Below are 25,896 nucleotides of genomic sequence, written 5' to 3'. Positions count from 1 at the left end.
ACCGGACTTTGCAATCCCCGCCGGATCGGGCAAACGTCCTGCCATGACCGACTGGAACGACGCCTACGCCAACGCGGCGCACATCCCCGACGCCGAATCCTATAGCGCCCGCTGGCCCAAGGCCGCGCAGGCGTTCCGGGACGAGGTGTCGTGGAGCAAGATCGCCTATGGTGCCGCCCCGCGCGAGACGCTCGACCTGTTCTGTCCTGAAGGCACGCCAAAGGGGCTGATGATCTTCATTCACGGCGGCTACTGGCGCGACACCGACCCGTCGATGTGGTCGCACCTGTCGCGCGGCGCGCTGGCCCGCGGCTGGGCGGTCGCGCAGCCGGGATATACGCTGGCCCCTGAAAACCGTATCCACGAGATCAACGCGCAGATCGCCCGCGCCGTCCGACGCGCCGCGGACGAGGTCGCGGGCCCCGTGCGCCTTGTCGGCCATTCCGCCGGCGGACACCTTGCGCTGCGGATGGTCTGCGCCGACTCGCTGGTGCCCGCGCGTGTGCTGGACCGGATCGCGGGGGTGACCTCGATCAGCGGGCTGCACGATCTGCGGCCGCTGCTGTGGACCGACATGAACGACACGCTGGGCCTGACCGAGGCGGAGGCCACAGCCGAAAGCCCCGTCCTTCAGCGTCCCGCCCGCGACATTCCCGTCACCGCCTGGGTCGGCGCGGACGAACGTCCCGCCTTCGTGCTGCAGGCCCGGCAGCTAGCGGCGATGTGGGGCGCGCTGGGCGCGCGTATCCGGCTGGAAGTCGAGCCGAACCGCCACCACTTCGACGTGATCGACGGGCTGTGCGACCCGGACAGCGCGCTTCTCTCGGCGGTTCTGGGGGACTGAGTGCGCGGGAGGTTCAGCACTCGGGCAGGTTGACGGCGATGCCCCCGCGCGAGGTTTCCTTGTATTTCTCGTCCATCTCGCGCCCGGTCTCGAGCATGACCTGAACGCAATTGTCGAGCGGCATGAAATGCGCGCCGTCTCCGCGCAGCGACAGGCTGGCGGCGGAGACGGCCTTGATCGCCCCCAGCGCGTTCCTTTCGATGCAAGGCACCTGAACCAGGCCAGCCGCGGGGTCGCAGGTCATGCCGAGGTGATGTTCGAGCGCGATCTCGGCGGCGTTCTCGATCTGCTCGTTGGTGCCGCCAAGCGCCGCGCAAAGCCCGGCGGCGGCCATGGCGGCGGCGGAGCCGACTTCGCCCTGGCATCCGACCTCGGCCCCCGAGATGCTGGCGTTGTGCTTGATCAGCCCCCCGATCGCGGCGGCGGTCAGCAGAAGATCGCGCAGCCCCTCCTTCGTCGCGCCGATGCAATGGTCGCGGTAGTAGCGCCCGACGGCGGGCACCACGCCCGCCGCCCCGTTGGTGGGGGAGGTGACGACCTTGCCGCCGGCGGCGTTCTCCTCGTTTACGGCCATGGCATAGACACTCATCCAGTCGTTCGCCACATGAGGCTGCGCGCGGTTGGTGCCGCGTTCTGCCATGAGCTTGTCGTGGATCGCCCGCGCTCGGCGCCGCACGCCGAGACCACCCGGCAGGATACCGTCGGTGTTGAGGCCCCGTTCGATGCAACTGTCCATCGCCGACCAGATCGCGTCGATCCGGGCGTTTACGTCGCCCCCATGGACGGCCTGTTCGTTCGCACGCTTCATCTGGGCCACGGTCTTGCCGGAGGCTTCGCCCATCGCCAGCATCTCCCGCGCGGTGCGGAACGGGTAGGGGGTCTCGTACTCGGCGGTCGCGACGGCGCTCTTGTCGCTGTCGCGTTCGGCGCGCAATTCGGCCTCGGTCTGCACGAAGCCGCCGCCGACGCTGTAGTAGACCTGGGTATAGTAAGGCCGTCCGGCCGTGTCGAAGGCCCGCAGGGTCAGCCCGTTGGGATGCAGGTCCAGCGCGGGGCCGTAGTCGAAGATCACGTCGGTTTCGGGGTTGAAGGCCAGGGGTGGCAGACCGTCAAGGTGCAGCACCTTTTCGCGCGCGAGGGCGGTGTCCAGCGTCTCGGCCCGATCGGCGTCGAAGGTGGCGGGCACCATGTCCAGCAGGCCCAGTCGGACGGCGCGGTCGGTCGCATGCCCGCGCCCGGTGAAGGCGAGGCTGCCGTGCAGGGTGGCCGACACGCCGCCCAGGTCGCCCGCGCCGGGGATCCGTTCGACGCCTCTGCGCAGGTCGGCCAGGAAATGCGCCGCGGCGGTCATCGGGCCCATGGTGTGCGAGGACGACGGACCGACGCCGATCTTGAAGACATCCGTGATCGACAAAAACATGAGGGGTCCTTTCGCGCTGCCCCGCTTGTCGCACGCGCGCAGGGCGGGTCATGTCCTCATATCGCCGTTCTGCTGTCCAGAACCGGCATCGACCGGGGCTGGTGCGATGTCCCGGGACTGCTAGGGTGGGGCCTGTAAGGGAGGCCCAGATGACGGAAGAAACTGCTCGGAGCATCGCCACGCGCGTCGAGACATTCGTGCGCGAACGGGTCGCCCCCTTCGAGCGCGACCCCCGCCGCGACGCCCATAACTGCCCGACGCCGGAGGTCATCGCCGATCTGCGCGCGCTGGCCCGCGAGGCCGGGGTGATGACCCCACACCTGCGCGCCGACGGAAGCCATCTAACCCACTGCGAAACGGCGGAGGTGCTGATCGCATCGGGCCTGTCACCGCTTGGGCCGCTGGCCTGTAACACCGCGGCCCCCGACGAGGGCAACATCTTCCTGTTGGGAAAGGTCGGCTCCGACGCGCTGAAAGAGAGGTTCCTGACCCCGCTGGTGAAAGGCGAAGCGCGCTCGGCTTTCTTCATGTCGGAGCCCTGGGAGGACGGCGGCGCGGGATCCGACCCGTCAATGATGCAGACGAGCTGTCGGCCGGACGGCAACCACTGGGTGGTGAACGGGCGCAAATGCTGGATCACCGGGGCCTCTCAGGCGCAGATCGGCATCGTCATGGCGAAAGCCGAGGAGGGTGCGTGCATGTTCCTCGTCGACCTGCCGGACCCCGCGATCCGCATCATGGATCAGCCGCGCACCATCGACAGTTCCCTGCCCGGCGGTCATTGCACCGTCGAGATCGAGGACTTGCGCATTCCCGCCGATCAGATGCTGGGTGACCCGGGCGAAGGGTTCAAATACGCGCAAGTCCGCCTTGCCCCCGCGCGGCTGACGCACTGCATGCGCTGGCTGGGCGCCTGCATCCGCTGTCACGAGATCGCCAGCGATTACGCCAACCGGCGCGAGGCCTTCGGCAAGCGGCTCATCGACCACGAGGGCGTGGGCTTCATGCTGGCCGACAACCTCATCGACCTGCAACAGGCGCGGCTGATGATCGACTGGACGGCCGACGCGCTCGACCGGGGGGAACGGGCGGGGCGCGAAAGCTCCATGACCAAGGTCGCCGTGTCCGAGGCGTTGATGCGCGTGGCCGACCGGTGCGTGCAGGTCATGGGCGGCACCGGCGTGTCGGAGGCCACGATCGTGGAGCAGGTCTTTCGCGAAATCCGCGCCTTTCGCATCTACGACGGCCCGTCGGAGGTGCACCGCTGGTCACTTGCCAAGGGTATCAAGCGCGCCTGGGAGCGGGCGCAATGACCGGCGAGAACAAGGGCACGACGCCGGTCCGCGAAGGTTTCGCCTTCGACGAGGCGGCGCTGGCGGGCTGGCTGGAGGACCACGTCGCGGGCTTCACCGGCCCGCTCACCGTGCGCCAGTTCCGGGGTGGGCAGTCAAACCCGACGTTCCTGCTTCAAACAGCGGGCGGCGACTATGTCCTGCGCCGCAAGCCCTCTGGCAAGTTGGCCAAGGGCGCCCATGCCGTCGACCGCGAGGCACGGGTTCAGCGCGCGCTGGCCAATACGGACGTGCCGGTGGCGAAGATCCATGCGCTATGCGAGGACTCGGAGATCATCGGCTCCGAGTTCTACATCATGGCGCCCGTAGAGGGTCGCATCGTCTGGGACGCGCGCTTCCCCGATGTCTCCGCCGCCGAACGGCCCGCCTATTTCGACGAGATGAACCGCGTGATCGCAGCACTGCACAGCGTCGATTACCAAGCCGCGGGGCTTGGCGACTACGGCCGCCCCGGCAATTACTTCGAGCGTCAGATCGGGCGCTGGACGAAAAGCTACCTCGCCGATACCGACGCGGGCCGCGACGACGACATGGACGCGCTGATCGCCCGCCTGCCGGAATTGATCCCGCCCGGCGACGAGACCACGCTGGTCCATGGCGATTTCCGCTGCGATAACCTCGTGTTCCACCCCACCGAGCCGCGCATCGTCGCCGTGCTGGACTGGGAGCTGTCGACGCTGGGCCACCCGCTTGCCGATTTCGCCTATCACGCGATGATGTACCGGATGCCGCCCGACATCGTGGCGGGGCTGAAGGGCGCCGATCTGGCGGCGCTGAACATCCCGACCGAGCGGGCGTATATCGAGGCCTACGCCGACCGCACCGGGCGCGATCCGCTGGCGCATTGGGACTTCTATCAGGCGTTCAACTTCTTTCGTCTCGCCGCGATCTTCCACGGGATCAAGGGGCGGGTGGCACGGGGCTCCGCGGCCTCGGCCAGCGCAAGGGATCGTCTGGGCAGCTATCCGCTTCTGACCGGAATCGCCCGCGACGCCCTGAACCGCTGCCAGGGGTTGCCGTGACGCGTCCGAGGGGTAGGCTGATATCGGGAGGACACCGATGGATTTTGCGCTGAGCGACGAGCAGGTCGCGATCTTCGACATGGCCCACGCCTTCGGCCAGGACCGCATCGCGCCCCACGCGCGGGAGTGGGAGGCGGCGGGCACGATCCCCAAGGCGCTTTGGCAAGACGTGGCCGAGCTGGGCTTCGGCGGGCTCTACGTCAGCGAACGGGCGGGGGGAACTGGCCTCACGCGGCTCGACGCGACGCTGGTGTTCGAGGCGCTCTCGATGGCCTGCCCGTCGGTCGCGTCTTTCCTGTCGATTCACAACATGGTCGCGGCGATGATCGACAAGTTCGGTGACGACGCAACCAAGGATCGGATTCTACCCGGCCTCATCGGGATGGAGAAATTCGCCAGCTACTGCCTGACCGAACCCGGCAGCGGGTCGGATGCGGCGGCACTGAAAACCAAGGCCGTGCAGGGCGGCAACGGCTGGGCGTTGACGGGGAGCAAGGCCTTCATTTCGGGTGGAGGATATTCCGATCTTTATGTCGTGATGGCCCGCTCTGGCGACGCGGGGCCCAGGGGAATCAGCGCCTACCTGGTCGAGGACGGGGCGGACGGGCTGTCCTTCGGCGGGCTAGAGGACAAGATGGGTTGGCGGTCGCAACCCACCCGGCAGGTCCAGTTCGACGGCTGCCCCGGCGCGCTTCTGGGCGAGGAGGGACGCGGGTTTTCCTACGCGATGGCCGGGCTCGATGGGGGGCGGCTGAACATCGCCGCCAGTGCGCTGGGTGGGGCACAGGCCGCGATGGACGCGACGCTTGCCTACATGCGCGAGCGGACCGCCTTCGGGCAGGCGCTGAGCGACTTCCAGGCGCTGCAATTCCGCCTCTCGGACATGGAGATCGAGTTGCAGGCCGCCCGCATCTTCCTGCGGCAGGCAGCGTGGAAGCTGGACACCGGCGCGCCGGATGCCTCCAAGTTCTGTGCCATGGCAAAGAAGCACGTGACCGAGGCCGCCAGCCGCGTGGCCGACCAGTGCCTGCAGTTGCACGGTGGCTACGGCTACCTCGCCGACTACGGGGTCGAGAAGATCGTCCGCGACCTGCGGGTGCACCAGATCCTCGAAGGGACGAACGAAATCATGCGCCTCATCGTGGCGCGCAACTTGCTGGCAGAAGCATGAGCGACATCGATATCCGCATCACCGGGCGGGCGGGCCGGATCACGCTGAATCGACCCGAGGCGCTCAATGCCCTGACCGAAGACATGAGCCTCGCTATCGAGCGCGCTCTGCGCGATTGGTCTGCGGACGACGCCGTGGCGTTGGTCGTCTTCGACGCGGCCGGCGACAAGGCGTTCTGCGCGGGCGGCGATATCGCAAAGCTCTACGAGAACGGCACGGCGGGGCGCTACGGCTTCGGGCAGGACTTCTGGCGGCAGGAATACCGGATGAACGCGTTGATCGCGGGCTACGGCAAGCCGGCCGTCAGTTTCCTGCAAGGGTTCACCATGGGTGGAGGCGTGGGCGTGGGCTGCCACGCCAGCCACCGTATTGTCTGCGAGGACAGCCAGATCGCGATGCCCGAATGCTCCATCGGGTTGGTGCCGGACGTGGGCGGCAGCTACCTGCTTGGCCGCGCACCGGGTCGGGTGGGGGAATACCTCGGCCTGACCTCGGCCCGGATGAGCGCGGGCGATGCGATCCACGCGGGCTTTGCAGATCACTTCGTCCCGCGGCAGGACTGGGCCGGGTTGATCGCGACGCTCGAAGCCGAAGGCGACGTGCGCACACTCGGCCAGGCTGCGCAGGATCCGCCCGTCAGCCCCTTGAAGCGGGACGCGCCGGAGCTCGACATGCTCTTCGCGCACGACAGGCTGGAGGACATCGTCATCGCCTGTGGCGCGGCCGAAGGTGCCGTCGCCCGGGCCGCGACCGAAGGGATGTCGCGCAATGCCCCGCTCGCCATGGCCTGCGCGTTGCGCCTGATCCGCGACGCGCGCGACGGATCGGTCGAGCGGGCCCTGCGGCACGAGTTCCGCTACACCTTTCGCGCGCAGCAGCAGGGCGATTTTCTCGAAGGGATACGGGCCGCGATCATCGACCGGGATCGCCGACCGAAATGGACCCATCTGGGTGTCGCCGATGTGACGCAAGCGGACGTCGATGCGATGCTGGACCCGTTGGGCGATGACGCACTTGTCCTGGGAGACCGTCCATGAAGATCGCCTTCATCGGTTTGGGCAACATGGGCGCGCCCATGGCCCGGAACCTCGTCGCCGCCGGTCATGACGTCCTTTGCTACGACGTGGCGGCGCGCCCGCAGGGCCTGACGCTGGCGAAAAGCGCTGCCGCGGCCTGCGATTCCGCCGAGATCGCGATCACCATGCTGCCAAACGGGGATATCCTGCGCAGCGTGGCCGACGAGGTCATCCCCGCACTGCCCGAAGGGGCCGTGCTTCTCGATTGTTCGACCGTCGACGTGGCAAGCGCCCGCGCCGTTGCGGACCAGGCGCAGGCCGCCGGGCTGGGGGCGCTCGACGCGCCGGTGTCCGGCGGGATCGGCGGGGCCGAGGCGGGGACCCTGACCTTCATGGTGGGCGGTGATCCGGCAGCCTTCGAAACGGCGACACCGCTTTTTGAGGTGATGGGGCAGAAAACGGTGCATTGCGGTCCGTCCGGCAACGGACAGGCGGCAAAGATCTGCAACAACATGATCCTCGGGATCACGATGATCGGCACCTGCGAGGCCTTCGCATTGGCCGACAAGCTGGGGCTGGACCGGCAGGCGATGTTCGATGCCGTCTCGACCTCGTCGGGGTCGTCGTGGTCGATGAACACCTATTGCCCGGCCCCCGGTGTCGGCCCGGCATCACCTGCCGACAACGGCTATGCCCCGGGCTTCGCGGCGGACCTGATGTTGAAAGACCTTCGCCTGTCGCAACAGGCTGCCGAAGCCGCCGATGCGGACACGCCGCTGGGGCGCGCGGCGGCAGAACTCTATCGCATCTTCGTGGAGGAGGAGGACGGCGCGGGTCGCGATTTCTCGGCCATGCTGCCGCGTTTCGAAAGGCGTGAGCGGGGATAGACTTGGGCCCAATCGGGCGTGAAACATCTTGAAAGCGCGATCGACGTCCATCGATCGAGCGGGAAAACCCGTGGATCTGGCGGGTCGGCCTGTTTGGAACGCGGAATTGACGGGCTTTTTCTTGCTCATGGCCCCCCGGGGTCTCGTCTTGCGAACCGTGCGCTGCATGCACCGTGAGACCCGGCGGCGAGAGATCAAAACCTGAACATTGTGAGCGCGTTACGAGCCTTCCCGTTTTGGTGAAGCGGAGCCGATTGCCGCGGGCACCCCATGCGCGGATCGGATCGCGGCGCGAAACATGATGGAAAAGCCTTCTGGATCGGGGTTTTGCTTGGGGCCGTTCCCCGTCTAGACTGGGAACACGCCACACCGGACCATCGGAGGGCTCCATGGGTCGCGATGAGAGAATCATGCTGGCCGGAGAATACGCTCTCGATCTGTTGGAGGGCGAGGATCTTCGGCAGGCTCAGGAACTGGCCGCGCGGGACGGGGCGTTCCGGGCCGAAGTCGACCATTGGCAAGGCTCTTTCGCCAATCTCTTCGATACCGATCCGGTGACACCGCCCGCGAGTGTCCTGCGCGGGGTAGAGGCACAGATCTTCTCCCGAACGAAACGATCCTGGCGAGATTTCCTGCCCGACTTCGAAAGTAGGGGGGCGGTGATCGCGATCGTTGCGGTGAAAGTCGTGCTGATCGCGGCGCTGGTCTGGGTCCTCGCCTTGCGTTGAGGCCGCCAAGCATGGCCGGCGCGCCCTTTCGGACGTTTATGGCACGGTGGGATCGGCGCGCGCCACGACGGTCTTGATCGCGCGGTCGAGGTAGAACAAGAGCAGCGCGGCTGCGATCGCGGTGGCCACGAAACAAAGCCCGATCAGCCCCCAGTCGCCATCGCTGCCATCCTGAAGAAGGACGGTGGCGAGTGCTGCAAGGGGAATATGAGACAGAAAAAAGCTAACAACCTGAATGCGCCGAATGGACGATTTGACCATTTGTCGCCGTGCCTCCTTCTTAGAGTCTGACCCTGACGTTATGCGCGGTGGATCACCTCGGTTCAAGGGGAGGTCGGGTCATCGCCGCGCCCAGGCAGAGCGCGGGTCCAGAGGCCAACGGTCAGCGCTTCGTGTTGGCCGGGCATGCGCGACTACGACGGCGCCATGCAGCAATCGTACTGATCGAAGACGGTCGAGCGAACCTACAGCAGGAAATCGTCGAGCTCTTCGGTGGTGTCTTCCGCCGTTTCCGCGATCTCGGGCAATCCCAGAGCTTTTCGGTGAACGACCCGTTCCTCTTCCATCGTGTAGAGCGCGTAAAGCCAATGAAGGTCGCCTTCCGGGCTGTCCGAACCCAGGGCAATGTCGCCCACGTCCCGGGCCAGCTCGGCAATGGCCCCGACGTGCTCCGCCGCTACGTCGAAAGCGTTGCCGCCCGCTGTCGCCGCTCCATCCAGCCGGTCGGCGTGGTCCAGAAGGGCACGTCGCATGCCGCGGACCCGGTCGAGCCGCTGGCCTTGCGCCTCGGCTTCTTTCGCCGCGGATTCCTGCAAGCCGAGCAGGGTCTGAAGGTCGCGGTCGAGGCTCGAGGCGGCAAGCGCCTCCGAGGTGGAGCGGATATGACCGAGCGCCTCTGAAATCGGCGTGATCAGGTTCGAGGTCCGGTCCACCACGTCCTTGACCGATCCCGCCAGGAACCGCAAAGGCGAGGTCTGTGAACCGGATCGGTGCGCCACCAATGAGGCGTTGTGAACCGAAATCTCCAACTCGCGGTTCAATTCCACAGAGGTTTCCAGGTTCTCCTGCGTGGCATCGATCTGGCGGGTGAGGCCCGCCAGAAGTTCCAAGGCGGCGCCGAATTGCTCACGCGCACGGGCGACGGACTCGAGCATGACGTCGTTGGCCTGGGCGGTGGCGGTCATCCAGGCGTCCGAGGGGTCCGCCGCATCGCTGCGGTTGTGGATGATCGGGCTGAGTTCGAAAGCCTCCCGCAAGGTCCCGAGCGCGCGGCTTGCGGTGCCGGAGATCTGCTTGAGCGCCCCGGCCATCGCCTGGAGCTGGGCGGCGATGACCTTGGCTAGGAGCGCGCGATCCTCCGCCGACGCGGTATTCAGAGCGGCAATGGCGGTGCGCATGTGTTCCGTCCGCTGGGCGAAGCTGTCGGGGAACTGCAGGCAGCCGATCAAATCGCCGACGGCGCGTCTGACCTCGGCGTCGAGACGGTTCGCGTCTTCCCGGATTTCGGCCATGTAGGCGTGATGCACGCGTTCGAGGTCGGCAAGGCGGGTTGCCTCGTCACCGGCATTGTCGGACAGGGCGCGGAATTCGAGCCCGATGGCCGTCAGCCTGTCTCGCGCAAGGCCGCTTTGCTGCTGCGTCTCGACCACCAGGTTCGCAGAGCGTCCCGTCGCCTCCCTCAGGTCGCGACACCGGTCGTCGAGGGATTCGGTGAATGCCGTCAGCCGGTTGTCCATGTCACGGGTTTCGCTTTGCGTGATCTTGGTCAGCGAGGAGATGCTGGTCAGCGCGATGGTGTGCTTCTTCATCTCCAGAAGCGAAGCCGAGATCCGGATCAGCGCGCCCTGGAAGGCCCGGTCGGTCAGCGAATCCGCGGCTCCCCCGGCGGCGTCGGCGGCCGATGCGGCGTTCTGCAGGAAAAGCTCGAAGGTGCCGTCCTGCTGGTCCGGCGTGTCCTGCGGGGCGGTGGCGGTCAGGAGGTTTCCGATATCCGTCCCGAACTCCGCGGCGGTGCTGCGGATTGTCTCGAGTTCGAAGAACGCGATCGAAAAGGCGCCGGAAATATCATCGGACAGGCGTTCAAGCGCCTTTTCGAGCGCGGCGTGAGGCGATGTCATGGGACCTCCGATACTGGACCGGACGCTTGTTAGCGGGCACCGGTTACCTCCGTCTTAAGGCGCGTGGGGATGTTGCCGGACCTTCCGTCGCAAGTTTTCGGGCGCGCGTTTACCGGATCTTTGGGGGTTCGACCGATGAGGTGTGGGACCATTAACCCCAGAGGTGACGATGCCCCCTCCCAACACTCGCGCAACAGGCGCGCTGCGTCTGCCAGCCGACCTCGACGCCGGCACCGTGACGACGGCCCACGCTGACCTCGTATCGCTTCTGGACGAAGCCGAAAGGTCTGAATTGGAGGTGTCGTTGGACCTTGAGCCCGACGATGCCGCTGTCAGTCCGCTTTCGCTGCAGCTTCTCGCCAGTGCCGCACGCAGTTTTCCGGCCGATCGTCTGACGATGGGCCCCGCCGCCTCCGCCGCACTGGCGGTACTCGACCGACCCAAGGAGATCTGAGCCATGCCGAAGACCGTTCTCAGCGTCGACGATTCCAAAAGTATCCGCGACATGATCGGCTTCACGCTGCGGCCGAAGGGCTACGACGTGATCGGCGCCGGTGACGGGGTGGAGGGGCTGGAGGCGCTCGCCGCCAACGAGGTCAGCCTGGTGGTCTGCGACCTGAACATGCCGAACATGAACGGGATCGAGATGATCCGGAAGGCCCGCGAGGATCGGCGCTTCGACGGTCTTCCCATCGTGATGCTCACCACCGAAGCGCAGAAAGAGAAGATGATGGAGGCCAAGGAGGCCGGTGCCACCGGCTGGCTCGTGAAACCCTTCGACGAGGAAAAGCTGGTCGCGGTCGTCAACAAGATGATCGGGGGCGCCTGATGAATCCCGCCGCACAGTCCTTCGTTCAGGAATCACGGGACATCCTGGAGGACCTGGAAGGGATCCTGCTCGAGTTGGAGGCCGATCCGGCCAACCCGAAGCGGATCGACGCGGTGTTTCGCGCCTTGCATACGCTCAAGGGTTCGGGTGCGATGTTCGGCTTCGCCACCTTGTCGGCCTTTACCCATCACTTCGAGAATGCCTACGACCGTATCCGCGACGGCCAGGCGATGGTGACGCCGGAACTGATTCAGCTCTCTTTGGCGTCGCGGGATCACCTGGAACGCATGCTCGATGCGGGCCCCGACACGGACGGCGCGCCTGCAAGTGACCCGGCGACCGAAGAGCTGGTGGCCCGGATCGAGGCGCTGGAGACGGGGGCGGCGGCCCCGACCGGAACTGCGCCCGAGACCGAGCGCTTCGTAATCACCTTCCAGCCCGATGCCGCCGCGCTCAAGAACGGCATGCGCCCGGACCTCATCATCGAGGAACTGGCCGAACTGGGCGAGGCGACGGTTCTCACGCAGGCCGAGGATGTGCCGGGCCTGCGGGATCTGGACCCCACGGTCTGTCACCTCTCCTGGCAGGTGGACCTGAAGACCGCCGCCGGGCGGGAGGCGATCGACGATGTCTTCATCTTCGCCTCGGACTGGACACTTCGGATCGAGCAGCCGGGGGCGGCGGCTGACGGGGCGCCGACCGAATCCGCCGGGGATTTGCACGACAGCCAGGCTTCCGACGCGGCCACGCCTGCACAGGCGGCCCCGCAGGACAGCCGCGTGGCGCAAAAGACGGATTCGGTCCGGGTGCAGTCGCATCGGCTGGACGAATTGATGGACCAACTGGGCGAGCTGGTGATCGCCCAGGCACGGCTCAACCGGATCGCGGACGACCTCGGGGATACCGGACTTGATAGCACCGCCGAGGAGATCGAGCGCCTCGTGACCGGCTTGCGCGACACCACGTTGTCGATCCGGATGCTGCCGATCGAGCTGGTCTTCGGCAAGTTCCGCCGGGTGGTACGCGATCTTTCCACCGAGCTTGGCAAGACCGTCACGCTGGAGACCCGGGGCGGCGAGACCGAGGTCGACAAGAACGTCATCGACAGCCTGACCGAACCGATGGTCCATATCATACGCAATTCCATCGACCACGGGATCGAAACGCCAGAGGGCCGGCGCGCCGCCGGCAAACCCGAACAGTCGCGGGTCATCATGCGCGCCCGGCAATCTGGGGGCGAGGTGCTGATTTCGGTCACCGATGACGGCAGGGGGCTGGACGCGGAGGCGATCCGCACCCGCGGGATCGAGCGCGGATTGATCATGGCCGACCAGGACATCTCGGAGGACCAGTTGTTCGGCCTGATCTTCGAGCCCGGCTTTTCCACCGCGCAGTCCCTGTCCAGCGTTTCGGGGCGCGGGGTCGGCATGGATGCGGTACGCCGGGTGCTGGACGATCTGCGCGGCAGCGTCGAGGTGAAATCGCAGAAGGGCAGCGGGACGGAGGTGACGCTACGCCTGCCGCTCACGCTGGCGATCATCGACGGGCTTCTCGTCAAGGTCGGCGACAATCCCTTCGTCCTGCCGTTGTCCAACGTAGAGGAATGCGTGGAGCTTCCCCCCGACGAGAATACCCGAAAGAGCGGCCGCTCGCTTTTGCGCATCCGCGACCAACTGGTGCCGTTCCTGAGCCTCGACGCCTTGTTCGGGTTCGACCGTGTCGAGAGCCCCGTCAGGCGGGTCGTTATCACCAGCGTGGAGGGTCGTCGGACCGGCCTCGTCGTGGACGAGGTGATTGGCCAGTACCAGACCGTCATCAAGCCGCTGAGCCTTTATCACCGCGGGATCGAAGGGTTGGCGGGATCGACCATCCTCGGTGACGGATCGGTGGCGCTGATCCTCGATGCCGCGGCGGTCGTCAGGCGCGCTCAGGGTGCGCAGAAGGCCGCAGCATGAAGGAAGCCGCGATGGACGAAACAGCCGCTTTGCAGACGGCGCTGACCTTCTCTCTGGATGGGGAGCGGTTCGCCATCCCCGTGGCCCATGTGAACGAGATCATCGATCCCCTGCCGATCACCCGGGCGCCGAACGCGGATCCCTTCGCGCCGGGTCTGGTCAACGTGCGCGGCGCGATCGCCCCCTTTGTCGACCTGCGTCGCAGGTTGGGCATGGCACCCGCCGACCTGGGCGAAACGAGCCGCGTCCTCGTGCTCGACCTGGTCATCGACGGGGAGCCCACGAAAGTCGCCATGCTCGCCGACGACGTGGACGAGATCACCGATGCCGCCGCCTCCGACCTGGAAGCGGTCCCCGAACTCGGCGTCCGCTGGCCCACCCACCTCATCCGCGGCGTCGCCCGACAGGACGATGCCCTGATCATACTTCTTGACGTCGACGCGGCCTTCGCTCCGACGCCTTCGTAAACGCCGCTTCGAACTTGAAAGAAAGGCCTCCCCTCATGCGCATCACAATAAAAGCCAAACTGATCGCCGTTTTCGCGGTGCTCATCGTGCTGCTGGGCGTCTCGAGCGTCATGGCGCTGCGATCGACCTCGCAGCTTCAGGCCAAGCTCAACGAGATCGTGAACGAAACCGCCTACCGGCTCGACGAGAGTCTCATCATGGAGGCGGGCGCGGCCCGTGCCATGAGCCTGATCAAGAGTTACCTGGTGCAACCCGATACCGCGATCGCGGAGGACATCGCCGAGGAGGTCGACCACCAGATCGCCGAAGTCAGCGAAGCCTACGATCACCTGGCCTCGATCGTGACCGACCCTGAGCTTCAGACGATGCTCGCGGCCTTCGACCGGGAATGGCAGGAATTCGTCAGTGTCGAAGCGGAGCTGCGTGGTCCGGGTTTGGCGCATACCGGCCTCAAGGCAAACCGGATCTATGCCACCCAGAGTGAACCGGCTTTCCGCGCCCTCTACACAGAGGCCGAGGCCCTGATTGCCGACGTGCGGGCGCGGATCGCGAGTGCGACCGTGCGTGTTCCGGGGCTGGTCAGTCTGGAAGCGTCCATCGACGCGATGATCGACAACGTCCGGGCGATCCAGAGCTACGAGCGCGACATGTTGTGGCTCACCGATGCAGAGGCGCTCGCCGCCGTGCGAGAGCTGATCACCGCTCAGGAGCTGGCGCTGACCGAGAACCTCGCGGCCGCCACGCGGTTCGCCAGCGGCGCCGATAGCAGCGCCGTCGCCTCGGTCGGGGAGGCCTGGCAGGCCTGGCAGGTTCCCTTGAACGAAAGTCTTGCCCTGTCCCTCGAAAACTCCGGCTTCGTCGCGGACGAAATCCTGATGAATCGCGTGGAACCCGCCTTCGCCGAAAGCTCGGCAGGTGCGGAGGCCATCGGGGCGGAGGCGCGTCAGAACCTTGCGGAAGCTCAGGTCGAGGCTCAGGCGGCCTATCAGACTTCGCGCAACCTTCTTCTTGGGCTGGGCATTGCCGCCGCGCTCATCGCCGTGGCCGCGGCTTTCTGGCTGTCGACGACGATCAGCCGCGGGCTCGATCGCGCCGTATCCGTGGTGCGCGAAGTGTCCAGGGGCAATCTTGACGTCGATGCGAAGGCCGACAACCGCGACGAGATCGGAACGCTTTTGACCAGCATGGAAAAGATGGTCGTCGACCTGAAGGGCATGAGCCGGTCGGCGGAGGCGATCGCCAAGGGGGATCTCAAGGCGGATGTGACGCCACGCTCCGACGAAGACCGTCTGGGGATCGCGTTGCGCGACATGGTGCTGAAACTGCGCGAGGTGATTTCCAACGCATCCGTCAGCGCAAGCCACGTGGCGCAGGGTGCGTCGAACATGTCCACGACCGCCACGCAACTGTCCACGGGGTCCACGCAGCAGGCCTCTGCGGTGGAAGAGGCCTCGGCCTCCGTCGAGGAAATGACGGCGAACATCAGCCAGAACGCCGACAACGCCGCCCAGACCGAGAAGATCGCCGGCCAGTCCGCCGATGACGCCCGCCGGTCCGGCGAGGCCGTGGGCAACGCGGTCCGTGCCATGAAGACCATCGCCGAGCGCATCACCATCATCCAAGAGATCGCCCGCCAGACCGACCTTTTGGCCCTGAACGCCGCCGTGGAAGCGGCACGCGCCGGATCCCACGGCAAAGGGTTCGCGGTGGTGGCCTCCGAGGTGCGCAAGCTGGCCGAGCGGTCCCAGCAAGCGGCGGCCGAGATCAGCCAGCTTTCGGTCGAGACGGTCGACGTCTCCGGCGAAGCGGGCCGCATGCTGGAGGCGCTGGTCCCCAACATCCAGCGCACCGCGGACCTGGTTTCCGAGATTTCCGCCTCGACCCGCGAGCAGAACGTGGGCGCCGAGCAGATCAACCAGGCGATCCGGGATCTGAACGCGGTCATCCAGCAAAACGCCGACGCCGCCGAGAAATCCGCCGCGACGAGCGAAGAGCTCGCGGCGCAATCCCAGCAGTTGACCGGCGTGATCTCCTACTTCGAGGTCGAGCCCTCGAACGTGAGGGCACCCGCACGCACTGAGCGCGTCACCTCCGCCGGGCCGAGAATGTCGGTCGTTCCCGGTGGCAAGTCCGATCGGAATGCGCCGGAGACGCGCGAGGAAGCCTTCGATCTCGATCTTGGCTCCGAAGAGGTCTCGGACGCCGATTTCCAGCGCTACGCGGGGTGAACATGCTGGATGCGAACGTCGCGGAGGCCGGGGCCGTGGAGGAGGAGGCGGAGGACGAGGTGTCCTCCACCTATCTCACCCTGGAACTTGGCGGACAGAGGCTCGGGCTCGACGTGCGGCACGTGCGCGAGGTGCTGGATGCCCAGGCGATTACGCCGCTGCCGAATGCGCCGGGCGATGTGCTGGGGGTGGTCGATGTACGCGGCACGAGCGTGCCGATCCTCGATATTCGGGCGCGGCTCGGAATGGTGGCAGAGATGTCCGGGACGGAGGGGCGTATCGTCGTCCTGGAACTCGGACGGGCCGAAGAACCCTATCCCATTGGGATCCAGGCCGACCGGGTCCACAAGGTCGAGCAGATCGCGGCGGACACGATCGAGCCGGTGCCGCGCCGGGGCCTGGGGGGCTGGGATGCGCGCGCGCTCAAGGGCCTGTGTCGGACCGACAAGGATCTCGTGGTCTTGATCGACGTCGACGCCCTGATGGGAGAGGCCGCGGCCGAGATCGACCTCTCCGACGGTTTTGGTTTGTTCTGATGCAGAATGCATGGTCGCCCGGCGAGCCAGAGTTTGGTCCCAGCCTATCTTGCCGGACCGGACACGGTATCGGGCCCGTCAAGGCCGCGCCTCCGGGGCCGTGATCCGGCGGCCGGCGATCCTTTCATTCCTTCGCTCCCGATGGGGGGCGAGCCGGCACCCGGGACGGCTTTACCCGGAGCGAACCCTGAAACTCCGCGGGAGTATCCTTCATGCTGCACCGTCCCATCAACCCGTCGCCGCTTCGGCCAGAAGAGGTCAGACAGCTCGTGGCAATGGCGCGCACCGTGGTCGGCATCACCATCGACACGCACAAGACGGATTTTCTGAGTGGCCGGTTGGGACGCAGGCTCGTGGCCACGGGCGCGAAGGACTACGCCGAGTATTGCCGGCTGTTGCAGTCGAACGCCGCTGAACGGACGGCCTTCGGAGAGGCCCTGACCACCCATACGACAAGCTTCTTTCGCGAGAAGGCCCAGTACGACTGGCTTCTGGAAGAAGGAATTCCCGCGTTGGTCGAAGACCAGCCGCAGCGCGAGGTCGTGATCTGGAGTGCGGCCTGCTCGACGGGCCAGGAGGGGTATTCCGCCTTGATGGTGATGCAGCAGGCCCGCGACCGCGGTCATCGGGGGATCGCGCCGCGCCTGATCGGGACCGACATCTCGCGACCCGTGGTCCAGAGGGCCAAGACGGCGGTCTATTCGAAGCCGGAAGTGGAAGGAATTTCGCTCGAGTTGCGGCGGCGCTTTCTGCTGTCGTCGAAATCCGCCGACGACGTCTACCGGATCGTTCCCGAACTGCGCGAACAGACGACCTGGCGGCCGGCGAACCTTGCCAGTGGCGACGGTCTCGACGGGATCTCCGCGGATATCGTGTTCCTGCGCAACATTCTGATTTACTTCGACGAAGAGATCCGGACGCGCGTCATCGACAACGTCTTCCGACGCCTCAAGCCCGGCGGCATCCTGATGACGGGGCATACCGAAGCCTCCCACGCGCGCCGCGACGGACTCGACCTCGTACGTCCCTCGATCTACCGCAAGGTGACCTGATGAGCGAACCGTCCTCCAGGAAGCGGGTGTTGATCGTCGACGACAGTGCCGTCGTCCGCCAGACCCTGTCCGACATCATCGGGGCGCATCCTCGGCTGGAGGTGATGGCGACCGCCAACGATCCGTTCCAGGCCGCGGAACGGCTGCGACGGGGCTTGCCGGATGTCATCGTCCTCGATGTCGAGATGCCGCGCATGGACGGTATCACCTTCCTGCGCCGCCTGATGGCGCAAAAGCCGATCCCGGTGGTGATCTGCTCGACCCTCGTGGGGAAGGGCAGCAGCACCTTCCTGGCCGCGCTCGAAGCCGGCGCGGTGGAGATCATCCAGAAGCCGAACCTGTCCACCCGCCAGTTCCTGCAGGAGTCCTCGATCCGCATACAGGACGCGGTCCTCGCGGCGTCCCACGCTCGCCTCGGCCGTCGGCGCGAGATACCCCCCGCCGCTAAGCTGAGCGCGGACGCGATCCTTGCCCCGGCCACCCGCAGCGCGATGGTGCAGACCACGCACAAGGTGGTGGCGATCGGCGCCTCCACCGGTGGAACCGAGGCGCTGCGGGTCGTGCTGGAAGCGCTGCCGCGCACGGCCCCCCCGGTGGTGGTGGTCCAGCACATGCCGGAAGCCTTTACCGCGAACTTCGCCCGACGCCTGGACGAGCTGTGCCAGATCACGGTGAAGGAAGCGCGGGACGGCGACAGCGTGCTGCCGGGGCAGGCCCTGATCGCACCGGGCGGACGGCACATGCTGCTGACCCGCAGCGGGGCGAACTACCGGGTCGAGATCAAGGACGGCGCGCTCGTGAATCGGCACAGGCCCTCCGTCGACGTGCTCTTTCGTTCGGTCAGCCGGGTGGCAGGGGCCAATGCGCTGGGCGTGATCATGACTGGTATGGGCGATGATGGGGCACGTGGCCTCAAGGAGATGCGTGACCAGGGGGCGCGGACCGTGGGGCAGGACGAAGCAAGCTCTGTGGTCTACGGCATGCCGGCCGAGGCGATGAGGTGCGGCGCGGTGGAAGTGCAGGCGGGTCTTGCCGAAATTCCGGCGCTCGTCATGAAGCTGGGCAATTCCTCAAAGTCGGTGCAGGCCAGAAGCTGAAACTGCGCCTCTGCGCGGGTCCCGCGACCCGATCGGTCATCAGAACGCCTCCGGCCCTTTTGAAAAACTCTCTTCGTTGCAGTTTCGTACGGTGGTTTTAAGCGCGGTTTAACGCTCCATCGGTACGACCACCCAGAGCCATGGAGGTTGAACGATGAACTGGTTGCGCGCGAAAAGGCCAAGCACTGCGGTTTCCGAAAGCCCGAGCCTGGTGTCGCAGATGGGTCGGGCGGTCGACGCGAGCCATGCGGTGATCTGGTTCGACATCGACGGCACGATCCTGGAGGCGAACGCGCGGTTCCTGTCCTTGTTCGGCTATGATGCGAGCGATTTGACCGGATACAAGCACAGCCTCCTCGTCTCCTCCGAGGAAGCGCAGGATCCCGGCTACACCGCATTCTGGCATGCGCTGTCGAAGGGCGATCCGCAGCGCGGCCTGTTCGGCCGCCTGGCCAAGGACGGCAGCCGCATCTGGGTGGAGACCGACTACATCCCGGTGACCGGTGCGGGCGACGTCGTGACCCGGGTCGTCGCTTTCAGTTCCGAAGTCGGCGCGGCGCGCCTGCGCTCTGCCGAAGCGGCGTTGCAACTCGACGCCTTGTCTGCGGCGGAAGCCTTCGTGGAGTTCGACCTTACCGGCCGGATCCTGACTGCCAACGGTAACTTCCTGACGATGACGGGGTGCGCCCTGTCCGAACTCGAAGGGCGGCCGCACGGCGAGCGCATGGGCGAAACGGAAGCGAAAGATCTTTGGGACAGGCTTTCTGCCGGGGAAAGCTTGTTGGAAGAGATCGCTTGCCGCGGCGCCAAGGGCGAGGTTCGCATCGAACTGAAGTATGCGCCGGTGCTCGATGCCGATGGCGTTCCCTACAAGGTGGTCGGCCTGGCCCGCGATATCTCGCAGGAGATCGCAGCGATCGAATATCTCTCGGATGGACTGAAGGCGCTCGCCGGTGGCGACCTCGGTATCCGTATTCCCGAAACGGTGGGGGGGCGCTTCGCCGGGCTGCGCGACGCGGTCGACGCGGCCATCGTGGCGCTGGGCCGCCTCGTGAGCGATATCCGCGACTCGACCGATCGGATCGCCGAAGAGACCGACGTCATCGCCGGCAGCGTGCAGAACCTCTCTGCCCGGAACGAGCAGCAAGCCGCACGGGTCGAAGAGACCTCTGCCGCGATGACCGAGATGGAAGGCACGATCCAGTCGAACGCGGAGAATACCCAGACCGCCACCGACCGCGCCGCCAAGGCGGTCTGCGTCGCCGAAACCGGCCACGATATCGTCAGCGAAGCGATCACCTCCATGAAGGAGATCGAGGAAAGCGCCAGGAACATCAGCAAGGTCAACGAGATGATCGATGCCATCGCGTTCCAGACGAACCTGCTTGCGCTGAACGCCGGCGTGGAGGCCGCGCGGGCGGGGGAGGCGGGGCGCGGCTTCGGGGTGGTCGCTTCGGAAGTGCGGGCGCTGGCGCAACGGGCGACCGATGCGGCGCATGACATCAACGAACTCGTGCAGAAGAGCCACAAGGCGGTGACCCATGGCTCGGACCTGGTCACCCGCAGCGGAGAGGCGCTGTCCGAGATCGTCACCTCGGTTTCCGCCTTCGCCGACAACATGCGCGACGTATCCAACGCCACGTCCGAACAGGCGCAGGGAATTTCCTCGGTGCGACAGGCGATCTCGGAGATCGACATCACCACGCAACGGAACGCCGCGATCGCCGAGGAAAGTGCCGCGGCGGCGATGCAACTCGCGCAGCGCGGCACGCGGCTGCGGAAACTGGTGAGCGGCTTCCGGGGCGGGAATGTCCATGCCTTCACGCCGAAGGGTGACAAACCGTCGAACCCATCGGCGAACCAAGGAGGGGACACAACTTCCAGCGCGCCGCAGGCGGAGGGACCGACAGCCGCGGCAGGTGGGTGGGCGGACTTCTGACCGACCCGACACGCTGACCGGACAACCCCAACGGAGACAAGACTCGTGACCGATCACACGACACATTTTCGACCGATGCGGGATCCGCTGGATCCGTCTCTCGGGGCAGGCGCATCCGAATGCCATCAGGCGAAAGGTTCCCGGGTCTGCCCAACCGCAAGGGCGCCACGGCGGAGCTACTAAGATCCCGCCCGCTTTCCCGCCCAGCCGTACCGGACGACCACCCCTATTCTTCGAGGTTTGATACTTGTGAACGACGCAATCGTGCTTCCCGACAAGATGCCCTCTTCGGCGGTCGGCGAACTGTCCCGCCTGCTGGCCGATGCCAGCCTGGGTGATACGCCGATCCGGATCGACGCCAGCGGTGTTCGCATCATGGGGGCGCTTGCCGCCGAACAGCTTTTGCGGTTCGTCCGGACGGCGGAGGCCGCGAACACGCGGGTCGAGATCACCGCTTCGTCCGAGTGCGCCGACGATCTGCGCCTTCTTGGCCTCCAGGACCTTCTACCGGAAGAGGAGGCGGCGACGTGACGTTACGCATTCTTGCCATCGATGATTCCCGCACGATGCGGGGCCTTTTGCGCGCCTCGCTGGAAGAGGCGGGGTTCGACGTGACGACCGCAGAGGACGGTATCGACGGGATGGAGCGTCTGGAAGCTGTGGCGCCCGATGTCATCATCACCGATATCAACATGCCGCGCCTTGACGGGTTCGGCGTGATCGAAGCTGTCCGTAAATCGGACGAAGGGCGGAGCGTTCCGATCCTTGTGCTCAGCACCGAAAGCGGGGTGGAGATGAAGGACCGCGCGCGGCGCAGCGGCGCCACCGGTTGGATCGTCAAACCCTTCGACGATGCCCGCCTGATTTCTGCCATCCGCCGTGTCGCGAGGGTCTGAGCCTATGTCGAGCTTGAACGAAATTCGCCAGATGTTCTTCGTTGAATGCGAGGAACAACTTGAACAGTTGACCGACGGGTTGGACACGCTGCAGGATGCGGTGTCCGACGGCACGCAGGACGGCGAGACGGTCAACACGATCTTCCGTGCGGTGCATTCGATAAAGGGCGGCGCCGCGTCTTTCTCGCTCGACGCGATCACGCGGTTCGCCCACATCTTCGAGACGATCCTCGACGAGGTCCGCGGTCAACAGCAGGAGCTGACGCCCGATCTCTTGCAGGAATTCTACGGCGCCTCGGATTACTTGGCCGGCCTCGTCGCGCAAAGCGCCGAAGGGGACGAACCGGAGGACGCAGCACTCGAGGAGCGCATCGCCGCAATCGCCGCTTTGTCGACGGCGGAGGACGATGGGGAGGTCGATTTCTCGCAGTCCTTCGTGCCGGTATCCCTGGATTTCGGTTTCGTTTCCGCAGGGGACGAGGCGGACGACCAAAGCGCGGGCTTCTCGATCCGGTTCGCGCCTACGGCTGCGTTATATGCGAACGGCCACGAGCCGCTGCATCTCTTTCGCGAGTTGGAAACCCTGGGGCGCTTGACGGTGGAGGTCGTCCCTGACGACGCGCTGACGGACGAGACGGATCCGGAGGTGCCGCATTTGGCCTGGTCGCTCTCGCTGACGACGGACAGTGACGAGAGCGCGATCCGCGAGATCTTCGAATTCGCAGAACCTCATGCCGATCTGACGATCGTCCCGCTCGATCCGCCCGCTCCGGCCTTCGACCTGTCGGCCTTCGAAGCACCTGCGGAGGACGGCGAGGGATTTGCACCGCCGGCGGGGCCGGAAAACGCGGCGGAGAGCGCGGATTCTTCATCGTCCACATCCGCCGAGCCGGAACCGCAGCTCGCCGAAGCCGAGCCTACCGTGCCCGAGCCCGCCCGAGAGGAAAAGAAGTCCACCGCCAAGGCGGGTCCGAAGGCCACGGTTCGGGTCGATCTGGACGTCGTCGATGATCTCATCAACACGGTGGGCGAGTTGGTCATCACCCAGTCCGTCGTGACCCAATCGATCAAGGAGGCGGGTCTGCAGCCGGGCACGCGGCTGGCCGTGTCGCTGGAGGAATTTCAAAACCTGACGCGGCATATCCAGGAAAGCGTCATGGCGATCCGCGCGCAGTCGGTGAAACCCCTGTTCCAGCGCATGGGTCGGATCGTGCGCGAGACGGCACAGATCGCCGGCAAAGAGGTGCGGTTCGTGACCGAAGGGGACGACACGGAGGTCGACCGGACGGTGATCGAGCGGTTGGTCGATCCGCTGACCCATATCCTGCGCAACGCCATCGACCACGGCCTGGAAACCGCCGAGACCCGTGCGGCCGCGGGCAAGGATACGCAAGGGACGGTCACGCTTTCGGCCGCGCATCGTTCGGGCCGCGTGGTCATCGAAGTCGCGGACAATGGCGGCGGTATCAATCGCGAGAAAGTTCTGGCCTCCGCCGTCTCCAAGGGGCTGGTGGCCGAGAACGCCACACTCAGCCCCTCCGAAATCGACCGGCTCTTGTTCACTCCGGGGTTCTCGACCGCCAGCGCGGTGACGAACCTGTCCGGGCGCGGCGTCGGGATGGACGTCGTCAACAGCGAGATCAAGAAGTTGGGCGGGCGGGTGTCGATCCTCTCCACCCCGGGGGAGGGAAGCACGATCTCCATCAGCCTGCCGCTGACGCTGGCCGTCCTCGACGGGATGATCGTGGACGTGGCCGGGGAAACGCTGGTGGTGCCGATCTCGGCGATCACCGAAACGATTCGCCCCAGGTCCTCGCAAATACGCCGGATCGATCGCGGGACGCAGACGATCTATCTACGCAACACGACCGTGCCGATCATCGATCTGGGCCAGGTCTTCGGCTATGCCGACGCGCCCGCGTTGGACCGCGAAGGCGTGCTGCTTCTGGTGGAGGACGACCAGGGCGCGCAGCGCGCGTTGGCCGTGGATCGCATCTACGAGCAGCGGCAGGTCGTCATCAAAAGTCTCGAAAGCAATTACGGTCATGTTCCCTGGATCGCCGCCGCGACGATCCTCGGCGACGGACGCATCGCCTTGATCGTCGATATCGACGAGATCACCAACACCGGCACCCCGGCCCTTCAGCCGGGCACCCCGGCCACGAAAGAGGTCCCAGCATGACGGCCGAGGTTCCTGCGCCCGCGCATCGGATGGGGGAGTTCCTGACCTTCTACGTCGGTGAACAGGAATTCTGCATGGACATCATGCTGGTCCGCGAGATCCGAAGCTGGACCAGCGTGACCACGCTGCCCCACGCCCCTGCCGATGTGCTGGGCGTGATGAATCTGCGCGGGGCCATCGTGCCGATCGTCGATCTGTCGGCCCGGCTGGGACTCGGACCCTGCGAACGACGGGACCGCAATGTCATCATCATCGCGATGATCTCCGAACAGGCTGTCGGTTTCCTGGTCACGGCCGTGGTCGACATCGTCGAGGTCGCCCCGGAGGACATCCAGCCGATGCCGACGATCAGTTGCGCCGAGGCCTGCGACTTCATCGGCGGGATCATTTCCTCCAATGACCACACCCTCCGCGTGCTCTGCACCGATGCGCTGGCGGCCACGATGACGGCCGTGTCGACGGTGGCATGACCGATCTGCCTAACCCATCCTCCGCCGCGCTCGATCTCGATCTGTCCGCGGCCCAGTACGCCCGGATCACGGCGATCCTGAAAGAGCGGGCCGGCATCGTTCTTGCCGAAGGGTCGATGGGGCTCGTGATCTCGCGCCTGGCACGGCATCTTCGCCGCCTCGGCCATCGCGACTTCGACACCTACCTCGAATTGGTCACGACCCCCGCGGGGGCCGCCGAGCGCGATCAGATGATCAATGCGCTGACCACGAACACCACGCGCTTCTTCCGCGAGCCGGATCATTTCGAATGCCTTGCGCGGCAGGCCATGCCGCGGTTGACCCGCAAGGCGAAAGCGGGCGGTCGTGTGCGGATCTGGTCGGCCGGCTGTTCCAGCGGTGAAGAGGCCTACAGCATCGCGGCGACCGTTCTGGGGACCTTTCCCGACGCGGCGGAGTACGACCTACGGATCCTCGCCACGGACATCAATTCGCACATGCTGTCGCGTGCCGAAGAGGCGCTTTACGACATCGACGCCGGACGCGATCTGTCCCCCGCGGCGCGGGCCGCGCTGTTCGAGCCGGCGCGGCAGGGGGGAAGTCTTGTCGTCCGCCGCGCTTTGCGCGACCTCGTCACCTTCCGCTATCTGAACCTCATAGGCGATTGGCCGATCTCGGGGCCGTTCGACGTGATCTTCTGCCGCAATGTCGCGATCTACCTCGGCGCGGAGACGCAACAGAACTTGTGGGCCGGGCTGGCGCGCATGCTGGACGAGGAAGGTCTGCTCTTCATCGGTCACTCCGAACATATCGGCCCGCCCTCGTCGGATCGGCTGGAGCTTTTCGCGCCCACCTCGTTCCGCCGCCCGCGGGTCAGCCCCATCCCACCCCATCCGTCTTTCAAGGAATGCCAGCATGTCCATCAAGACCTCTCTTAAACTTCTCGTCGTCGACGATACCAGTGTCAGCCGTGGGCTGGTCTGCATGTCGCTGGACGAAATCGGCTTCAAGAACGTCGACTTCTGCAGCAGTGGCGAACAAGCTTTCGATATCGCGACCCGGCAGGGGGTGCACATCATCCTGTGTGACCAGAACATGCCGGGGATGAGCGGACTGGACCTGCTGAAGAAGCTGCGCATGCAGAAATCGACCTCGCGCGTGGGATTCATCCTGATCAGCGGATCATTGACCAAGCCGCTCCTGGAGGAAGCGCGCAAGTGGGAGTTGAACAACTTCATGCCGAAGCCGTTCAACACCGCCCAGTTGAAGTCCTGCCTGCAGACCGTGACGGGGCCGTTTTGACCGGCGGGGCGATCCCGCTCGACCGGCTCATGGGCCGCCTTTCGGCGGAACTCGGCACGCTCGAGGCGATCGGGGGCCGGGTGGAGGTGCTGGTGGGCGACCTCGTCGGGCAGAGTGGGCGGGCGGTGCCGACTGACCTGCAGGACCTCGATCTGCTGGTGCAGTCGCTGCGAGACCTGGCGAGTTTTACCCAGGCTTTGTCCCGAAGCGTCCCGGACACCAGTGTCGATGCCACGACAGGTATCGCGATGCTGAAGCTTCGACGTCTTCGCGACGCCCTGTCGGGGGCCGCTCCCGAGACAGGGCAAGCGGACCACGGGGATATCCTGTTCTGAAAGCTGGATCGGTCCGGACGGCCGGTCGATTTCAGGTCACGTCCTTGCCCGGTTGAGTGTCGGGCTACCATC

At 65.9% G+C, this 25,896-nt stretch carries 26 protein-coding genes; 23 read left to right on the top strand and 3 right to left on the bottom strand.

What is annotated here, in order from left to right; genetic code table 11:
* Nucleotides 1-43 precede the first annotated feature (43 nt).
* Nucleotides 44-844, top strand: a complete 801-nt coding sequence (locus tag EU805_RS16075) for an alpha/beta hydrolase (RefSeq protein WP_129765005.1) — start codon at nt 44-46, stop codon at nt 842-844.
* 13 nt (nt 845-857) lie between these two features.
* Here the strand turns inward: EU805_RS16075 and EU805_RS16070 are convergent, their stop codons facing one another.
* Nucleotides 858-2,264: an L-serine ammonia-lyase gene (locus tag EU805_RS16070; RefSeq protein WP_129765004.1), complete on the bottom strand. Its 1,407-nt coding sequence runs from the start codon at nt 2,262-2,264 to the stop codon at nt 858-860.
* Nucleotides 2,265-2,413: 149 nt separating this feature from the next.
* Between EU805_RS16070 and EU805_RS16065 the strand changes: the two genes are divergently transcribed.
* The 6 genes from EU805_RS16065 to EU805_RS16040 all read left to right on the top strand — a co-directional run bounded on the left by EU805_RS16065 (nt 2,414) and on the right by EU805_RS16040 (nt 8,440).
* Nucleotides 2,414-3,577 (top strand): acyl-CoA dehydrogenase family protein, encoded by a 1,164-nt coding sequence (locus EU805_RS16065; protein WP_129765003.1) that lies wholly within the window; start codon nt 2,414-2,416, stop codon nt 3,575-3,577.
* A complete protein-coding gene (locus EU805_RS16060) occupies nt 3,574-4,638 on the top strand; it encodes a phosphotransferase (RefSeq protein WP_129765002.1) in 1,065 nt (354 codons plus the stop codon). The genes EU805_RS16065 and EU805_RS16060 overlap by 4 nt, the downstream gene beginning before the upstream one ends.
* Before the next feature lie 37 nt (nt 4,639-4,675).
* Nucleotides 4,676-5,809 carry an acyl-CoA dehydrogenase family protein gene (locus tag EU805_RS16055; RefSeq protein WP_129765001.1) on the top strand — a complete coding sequence of 378 codons (1,134 nt, stop codon included), beginning with the start codon at nt 4,676-4,678 and terminating at the stop codon, nt 5,807-5,809.
* Nucleotides 5,806-6,846: an enoyl-CoA hydratase/isomerase family protein gene (locus EU805_RS16050; RefSeq protein WP_129765000.1), complete on the top strand. Its 1,041-nt coding sequence runs from the start codon at nt 5,806-5,808 to the stop codon at nt 6,844-6,846. The genes EU805_RS16055 and EU805_RS16050 overlap by 4 nt, the downstream gene beginning before the upstream one ends.
* Nucleotides 6,843-7,712, top strand: coding sequence for a 3-hydroxyisobutyrate dehydrogenase (gene mmsB / locus EU805_RS16045; protein ID WP_129764999.1), 870 nt, complete (start codon nt 6,843-6,845; stop codon nt 7,710-7,712). Before EU805_RS16050 ends, mmsB begins: the two co-directional genes overlap by 4 nt.
* A 389-nt stretch (nt 7,713-8,101) precedes the next feature.
* On the top strand, nt 8,102-8,440 hold the full coding sequence (locus EU805_RS16040) for a hypothetical protein (RefSeq protein ID WP_129764998.1): 339 nt from the start codon (nt 8,102-8,104) through the stop codon (nt 8,438-8,440).
* 36 nt (nt 8,441-8,476) lie between these two features.
* On the opposite strand, the gene EU805_RS16035 is transcribed toward EU805_RS16040, so the two are convergent.
* Nucleotides 8,477-8,701: a hypothetical protein gene (locus EU805_RS16035; protein WP_129764997.1), complete on the bottom strand. Its 225-nt coding sequence runs from the start codon at nt 8,699-8,701 to the stop codon at nt 8,477-8,479.
* A gap of 203 nt (nt 8,702-8,904) precedes the next feature.
* Nucleotides 8,905-10,557, bottom strand: coding sequence for a hypothetical protein (locus EU805_RS16030; RefSeq protein WP_129764996.1), 1,653 nt, complete (start codon nt 10,555-10,557; stop codon nt 8,905-8,907).
* Nucleotides 10,558-10,726: 169 nt separating this feature from the next.
* On the opposite strand from EU805_RS16030, the gene EU805_RS16025 reads away from it, so the two are divergent.
* The 16 genes from EU805_RS16025 (at nt 10,727) to EU805_RS15950 (ending at nt 25,824) form a co-directional block, all read left to right on the top strand.
* Nucleotides 10,727-11,011 (top strand): hypothetical protein, encoded by a 285-nt coding sequence (locus EU805_RS16025; protein WP_129764995.1) that lies wholly within the window; start codon nt 10,727-10,729, stop codon nt 11,009-11,011.
* A 3-nt stretch (nt 11,012-11,014) separates the two neighbouring features.
* On the top strand, nt 11,015-11,386 hold the full coding sequence (locus tag EU805_RS16020) for a response regulator (RefSeq protein WP_129764994.1): 372 nt from the start codon (nt 11,015-11,017) through the stop codon (nt 11,384-11,386).
* Entirely contained in the window at nt 11,386-13,341 is a 1,956-nt protein-coding gene (locus EU805_RS16015) for a chemotaxis protein CheA (protein ID WP_129764993.1), read from the top strand. Before EU805_RS16020 ends, EU805_RS16015 begins: the two co-directional genes overlap by 1 nt.
* 11 nt (nt 13,342-13,352) lie before the next feature.
* Nucleotides 13,353-13,808, top strand: a complete 456-nt coding sequence (locus EU805_RS16010) for a chemotaxis protein CheW (RefSeq protein WP_165351998.1) — start codon at nt 13,353-13,355, stop codon at nt 13,806-13,808.
* A gap of 35 nt (nt 13,809-13,843) precedes the next feature.
* Nucleotides 13,844-16,036: a methyl-accepting chemotaxis protein gene (locus EU805_RS16005; RefSeq protein ID WP_129764991.1), complete on the top strand. Its 2,193-nt coding sequence runs from the start codon at nt 13,844-13,846 to the stop codon at nt 16,034-16,036.
* Between the two features lie 2 nt (nt 16,037-16,038).
* Nucleotides 16,039-16,572, top strand: coding sequence for a chemotaxis protein CheW (locus tag EU805_RS16000; RefSeq protein ID WP_129764990.1), 534 nt, complete (start codon nt 16,039-16,041; stop codon nt 16,570-16,572).
* Nucleotides 16,573-16,784: 212 nt separating this feature from the next.
* Nucleotides 16,785-17,624: a protein-glutamate O-methyltransferase CheR gene (locus tag EU805_RS15995; RefSeq protein ID WP_129764989.1), complete on the top strand. Its 840-nt coding sequence runs from the start codon at nt 16,785-16,787 to the stop codon at nt 17,622-17,624.
* Entirely contained in the window at nt 17,624-18,721 is a 1,098-nt protein-coding gene (locus EU805_RS15990; protein WP_129764988.1) for a chemotaxis response regulator protein-glutamate methylesterase, read from the top strand. Before EU805_RS15995 ends, EU805_RS15990 begins: the two co-directional genes overlap by 1 nt.
* A 220-nt stretch (nt 18,722-18,941) precedes the next feature.
* Nucleotides 18,942-20,660, top strand: a complete 1,719-nt coding sequence (locus tag EU805_RS15985; RefSeq protein ID WP_242494204.1) for a methyl-accepting chemotaxis protein — start codon at nt 18,942-18,944, stop codon at nt 20,658-20,660.
* A gap of 249 nt (nt 20,661-20,909) precedes the next feature.
* Entirely contained in the window at nt 20,910-21,191 is a 282-nt protein-coding gene (locus tag EU805_RS15980; RefSeq protein WP_129764986.1) for an STAS domain-containing protein, read from the top strand.
* On the top strand, nt 21,188-21,556 hold the full coding sequence (locus EU805_RS15975; RefSeq protein ID WP_129764985.1) for a response regulator: 369 nt from the start codon (nt 21,188-21,190) through the stop codon (nt 21,554-21,556). Before EU805_RS15980 ends, EU805_RS15975 begins: the two co-directional genes overlap by 4 nt.
* Before the next feature lie 31 nt (nt 21,557-21,587).
* On the top strand, nt 21,588-23,738 hold the full coding sequence (locus tag EU805_RS15970) for a chemotaxis protein CheA (RefSeq protein WP_242494203.1): 2,151 nt from the start codon (nt 21,588-21,590) through the stop codon (nt 23,736-23,738).
* Complete coding sequence (locus EU805_RS15965) at nt 23,735-24,208, top strand: chemotaxis protein CheW (protein ID WP_129764983.1); 474 nt, start codon at nt 23,735-23,737, stop codon at nt 24,206-24,208. The genes EU805_RS15970 and EU805_RS15965 overlap by 4 nt, the downstream gene beginning before the upstream one ends.
* The gene (locus EU805_RS15960) at nt 24,205-25,125 is read left to right on the top strand and encodes a protein-glutamate O-methyltransferase CheR (RefSeq protein WP_129764982.1); all 921 of its coding nucleotides are present in this window, start codon (nt 24,205-24,207) and stop codon (nt 25,123-25,125) included. Before EU805_RS15965 ends, EU805_RS15960 begins: the two co-directional genes overlap by 4 nt.
* Nucleotides 25,103-25,489, top strand: coding sequence for a response regulator (locus tag EU805_RS17525; RefSeq protein ID WP_165351996.1), 387 nt, complete (start codon nt 25,103-25,105; stop codon nt 25,487-25,489). The genes EU805_RS15960 and EU805_RS17525 overlap by 23 nt, the downstream gene beginning before the upstream one ends.
* Nucleotides 25,486-25,824: a hypothetical protein gene (locus EU805_RS15950; protein ID WP_129764980.1), complete on the top strand. Its 339-nt coding sequence runs from the start codon at nt 25,486-25,488 to the stop codon at nt 25,822-25,824. Before EU805_RS17525 ends, EU805_RS15950 begins: the two co-directional genes overlap by 4 nt.
* Nucleotides 25,825-25,896: the final 72 nt, after the last annotated feature.

The organism is Salipiger sp. IMCC34102, assembly GCF_004145405.1.
GTDB lineage: Bacteria > Pseudomonadota > Alphaproteobacteria > Rhodobacterales > Rhodobacteraceae > Loktanella.
Note: the sequence above shows the minus strand (reverse complement) of the source record. Positions and strands in the feature narration are given on the sequence as shown.

Excerpts from the sequence above, each read along its gene's own strand:
- EU805_RS15970 (WP_242494203.1), top strand. The coding sequence starts at position 21,588 with ATGTTCTTCGTTGAATGCGAGGAACAACTTGAACAGTTGACCGACGGG.
- EU805_RS15965 (WP_129764983.1), top strand. The coding sequence starts at position 23,735 with ATGACGGCCGAGGTTCCTGCGCCCGCGCATCGGATGGGGGAGTTCCTG.
- EU805_RS16030 (WP_129764996.1), bottom strand. The coding sequence starts at position 10,557 with ATGACATCGCCTCACGCCGCGCTCGAAAAGGCGCTTGAACGCCTGTCC.
- EU805_RS16010 (WP_165351998.1), top strand. The coding sequence starts at position 13,353 with ATGGACGAAACAGCCGCTTTGCAGACGGCGCTGACCTTCTCTCTGGAT.
- EU805_RS16060 (WP_129765002.1), top strand. The coding sequence starts at position 3,574 with ATGACCGGCGAGAACAAGGGCACGACGCCGGTCCGCGAAGGTTTCGCC.
- EU805_RS15995 (WP_129764989.1), top strand. The coding sequence starts at position 16,785 with ATGCTGCACCGTCCCATCAACCCGTCGCCGCTTCGGCCAGAAGAGGTC.
- EU805_RS16050 (WP_129765000.1), top strand. The coding sequence starts at position 5,806 with ATGAGCGACATCGATATCCGCATCACCGGGCGGGCGGGCCGGATCACG.
- EU805_RS15990 (WP_129764988.1), top strand. The coding sequence starts at position 17,624 with ATGAGCGAACCGTCCTCCAGGAAGCGGGTGTTGATCGTCGACGACAGT.
- EU805_RS16015 (WP_129764993.1), top strand. The coding sequence starts at position 11,386 with ATGAATCCCGCCGCACAGTCCTTCGTTCAGGAATCACGGGACATCCTG.
- mmsB (WP_129764999.1), top strand. The coding sequence starts at position 6,843 with ATGAAGATCGCCTTCATCGGTTTGGGCAACATGGGCGCGCCCATGGCC.
- EU805_RS16070 (WP_129765004.1), bottom strand. The coding sequence starts at position 2,264 with ATGTTTTTGTCGATCACGGATGTCTTCAAGATCGGCGTCGGTCCGTCG.
- EU805_RS17525 (WP_165351996.1), top strand. The coding sequence starts at position 25,103 with ATGTCCATCAAGACCTCTCTTAAACTTCTCGTCGTCGACGATACCAGT.
- EU805_RS15960 (WP_129764982.1), top strand. The coding sequence starts at position 24,205 with ATGACCGATCTGCCTAACCCATCCTCCGCCGCGCTCGATCTCGATCTG.
- EU805_RS16005 (WP_129764991.1), top strand. The coding sequence starts at position 13,844 with ATGCGCATCACAATAAAAGCCAAACTGATCGCCGTTTTCGCGGTGCTC.
- EU805_RS16035 (WP_129764997.1), bottom strand. The coding sequence starts at position 8,701 with ATGGTCAAATCGTCCATTCGGCGCATTCAGGTTGTTAGCTTTTTTCTG.
- EU805_RS16075 (WP_129765005.1), top strand. The coding sequence starts at position 44 with ATGACCGACTGGAACGACGCCTACGCCAACGCGGCGCACATCCCCGAC.
- EU805_RS16065 (WP_129765003.1), top strand. The coding sequence starts at position 2,414 with ATGACGGAAGAAACTGCTCGGAGCATCGCCACGCGCGTCGAGACATTC.
- EU805_RS16040 (WP_129764998.1), top strand. The coding sequence starts at position 8,102 with ATGGGTCGCGATGAGAGAATCATGCTGGCCGGAGAATACGCTCTCGAT.
- EU805_RS15985 (WP_242494204.1), top strand. The coding sequence starts at position 18,942 with ATGGGTCGGGCGGTCGACGCGAGCCATGCGGTGATCTGGTTCGACATC.
- EU805_RS16000 (WP_129764990.1), top strand. The coding sequence starts at position 16,039 with ATGCTGGATGCGAACGTCGCGGAGGCCGGGGCCGTGGAGGAGGAGGCG.
- EU805_RS16020 (WP_129764994.1), top strand. The coding sequence starts at position 11,015 with ATGCCGAAGACCGTTCTCAGCGTCGACGATTCCAAAAGTATCCGCGAC.
- EU805_RS16025 (WP_129764995.1), top strand. The coding sequence starts at position 10,727 with ATGCCCCCTCCCAACACTCGCGCAACAGGCGCGCTGCGTCTGCCAGCC.
- EU805_RS16055 (WP_129765001.1), top strand. The coding sequence starts at position 4,676 with ATGGATTTTGCGCTGAGCGACGAGCAGGTCGCGATCTTCGACATGGCC.